The organism is Oleiphilus sp. HI0117 (assembly GCF_001635235.1).
The window spans coordinates 1-3,202 of the sequence record NZ_LWGA01001196.1 but is presented as its reverse complement, the minus strand read 5'-3'; the positions used below and the strand labels follow the sequence as shown (position 1 = coordinate 3,202).

The 3,202-nt window shown below is 41.8% G+C and carries 3 protein-coding genes; all 3 read left to right on the top strand.

The window, feature by feature from the left end; all coding sequences use genetic code 11:
• Positions 1 to 1,665 (top strand): methyl-accepting chemotaxis protein (locus A3757_RS21015; protein ID WP_068740246.1); only part of this gene is annotated, 1,665 nt, incomplete at its 5' end.
• A 286-nt stretch (positions 1,666 to 1,951) separates the two neighbouring features.
• Positions 1,952 to 2,743, top strand: a complete 792-nt coding sequence (locus tag A3757_RS28170; protein ID WP_068511223.1) for a metalloregulator ArsR/SmtB family transcription factor — start codon at positions 1,952 to 1,954, stop codon at positions 2,741 to 2,743.
• 25 nt (positions 2,744 to 2,768) lie between these two features.
• The coding region (locus A3757_RS21005; RefSeq protein ID WP_197470187.1) for a permease at positions 2,769 to 3,202 on the top strand (434 nt) is incomplete at its 3' end.

The window sequence follows — 3,202 nt, the reverse complement described above, 5'->3', positions numbered from 1 at the left end:
ACACGATTCTCTGATAATGTTGCAAAGCTAAACAAAGAAATTAGCGAACTAAAAGTATTAAACAACTCACTTGGGTTTGACACTGAAGATAATCTCACCAAATTAGGCGACATAATAAAAAGCTATCATCAAACTTTTTTAACCATATCGAAAACTCAAAAAGAAATAGGATTAACACCTAAAACCGGGCTTTACGGTACTCTTCGAGCATCAGTACACAGTGCTGAGTCCGCTATTACTGAGCTAAAAGACTACCAACTGCTTGCGGAAACACTTATGTTACGTCGTCGAGAAAAAGACTTTATGCTGCGACTAGACACAAAATACATCGATAAGTTTAATACTGATATGGCGGCAATAATGTCTACTTTGGATAGCAGAGCGCTACCTTCGCAAATTAAAGACCAGGTCAGAAAAAACCTGAACGCTTACGCTTATGACTTTAGAAAGCTAACGGTTAAGACACAAGAACTTGGATTAAGCCCCGAAACAGGCTTGCTCGGTCAGCTACGTGCTACCATCCATCAAAGCGAGGAACAGCTTACTTCGTTATCTGCCATGATGAACAGTTCGTTAGAGGCAACCAAAGCACGAAGTAAGTCAACCTTCTATATGATAACCGGCGTACTGACTGTGATTATTCTTATTATTAATTTAGCCATATTCCGATCCATCAATGCTCCTATCCAAAGGCTAACCCATGTCATGCGAAAGATTAATCATGATAAGGACCTGACAATTCGCTCAAACATAAGTGGCTCACACGAAATCGCTGAGCTATCCCAACACTTCGATGAAATGCTAAGCAGTTTTGAGCATGTATTGGAGCAGATTCACCAGGCTGCAAGTCAAACAAGCCAGTCTTCTGCTGAACTGACAGTCGCTAGCCAAGATAATTCAAGAAGCCTCGACGAGCAACAAGCTCTTATTGAACTTGTCGCTACAGCTATGACGGAAATGGCTGCTTCTATTTCAGAAGTCGCCGAAAATATCGTCAGCACCTCTGAAAGCGCCAATGAAGCCTATGACGAGACAATCTCTAGTAAAGAAACTGTTAATACCGCCGTCAATGTCGTCGAGTCATTAGAGCAGACAACCAGTAATACAAAAACCGTACTAGATGAACTAAGACAGGATTGCGTAGACGTCAGTAAAGTTATGGAAGTAATTCGTGGTATTGCTGAACAAACCAACCTTCTAGCACTTAATGCTGCCATTGAAGCCGCGAGAGCAGGTGAACAAGGCCGGGGTTTTGCGGTCGTCGCAGATGAAGTCAGAACATTGGCAGGTAAAACCCAAGAATCAACCGAAGAAATTGACATCATCGTTAATAAGCTTCAAGAAAACGCTGAAAATGCGGTGGGTGTGATGGAAGAAAGCCTCTCTAAGGTCCATGAAACTGTAGAGCAAGCCAATACCGCCAACCACTCATTGGAAAATGTCACCAATATGGTCAATCAAATCAATAATATGAGTACCCAAATCGCGACAGCCGCTGAAGAACAAAGTGCTGTGGCTGAAGATATGAGTGAGAAAATTGTTGGCATTAAGGATCACGCTGAAGTCAACACAGAAAATGCTGGCACCACTCGCGTACTGTCTGAGCAACAAGCTGAATTCGCGATTGAACTGGAACAACTAGTCAATCAATTCAAAGTCTCCTAATCATCAGCAAGCTATACTCAATAGCCTGTATACGATGGAATTAAATTATCACTAATCTGTAATGAGCGAACCCTAATGGTCTCGCTCTCTTTCTTTAACCGGCTGCTTCCCTACACACTAATATTATTCCTATGTCCGATTAGGCTCAACCTCAGTTTGAGTCTGTTATCAATACCATTTTTATATGGCGAATCGCGAATCAAGTTTTTCTAATTTTAAATATATGTTTTTTCATATATACTTTTATTCATATATAAATATATCATCAAGATGAATCATATCTATTATGAAGAAGCGCGTACTATTTCTATGCACCGGTAATTCAGCTCGCTCACAAATGGCTGAAGCCCTACTCAATTACCATCACGGTAATCGATTCGAAGCGTTTAGTGCTGGCACAAACCCTGAAACAGTTCACCCGCTAACCTTGGCAGCTCTTAAAACTCACGGTATCGAAAACATTCATCAATCAAAGCATATTGACGAACTCGCCGGGCAACATTTTGATTACGTAGTTACCCTTTGTGACAGGGCGACTCAAGAATGTAAATCACTCGGTGCAAAAGAGAAGAAATTAGAATGGAGCTTCAGTGACCCTAAGGTATCTAAGGGTGATGACCTAAGCGACATCGAACGTTTTCATATGAGCTTAACTGAAATAAATCGTCGAATTAATAGCTTTGCTGCAATCGAAAGTAATCAAGCAATACTTGATGCTCAACATTCAAACGAGCTATCGCCATTACAATTATTCAAGAGTCTGAGCGATGAGCTGAGGCTTAAATGCCTAATGCTGATTCAATATGAAGGTGAGCTATGCGTCTGTGAACTGATGGCAGCATTGGAGTATGAGCAACCTAAAGTTTCCCGGCACCTGGCACTACTCAAAAAAGCAGGCATTCTGACAGACCGGCGCATGGGGCAATGGGTATTTTATAGGATAAACCCTAGTCTACCATCTTGGGCTAAGTCAGTTTTAGCACAAACATGCGACGCCAATATTTCAGAATTCAGTATGAACATCAGGCGACTAGAAACGATGAAAACCCGTCCAGATAGAGTGCTTTCATGCAATTGATATTCTTCAACGAGGGTAGATAAACATGTTTCAGATATTTACTGATCTTGCCGCCTGGTTTGTTTTTGACATATTGGGTTTGAGCCCGGAAACCAAGCTCGGTGACGCCCTGCATTTTTTTGTTGAAGATGTTAGCAAAATCTTTGTTCTGCTCGTTGTTATGATCTACTTAATTGCACTGATACGCGCCTCCCTCAACATTGAACAAGTCAGAGATTACCTGGCACAAAAAAATCGAGGGATTGGCTACCTAATGGGTTCGAGTTTTGGCGCAATCACGCCGTTTTGTTCCTGCTCCAGCATTCCCGTATTCCTAGGTTTCACCTCAGCGGGTATTCCCGTAGGAATTACTATGTCCTTTTTGCTTACCTCACCACTCATTAACGAGGTGGCCATACTGTTACTGCTAAGTCTACTAGGCTGGAAATTCACCCTTATTTACGTATTGGTGGGCATGAC

Excerpts from the sequence above, each read along its gene's own strand:
- A3757_RS28170 (WP_068511223.1), top strand. The coding sequence starts at position 1,952 with ATGAAGAAGCGCGTACTATTTCTATGCACCGGTAATTCAGCTCGCTCA.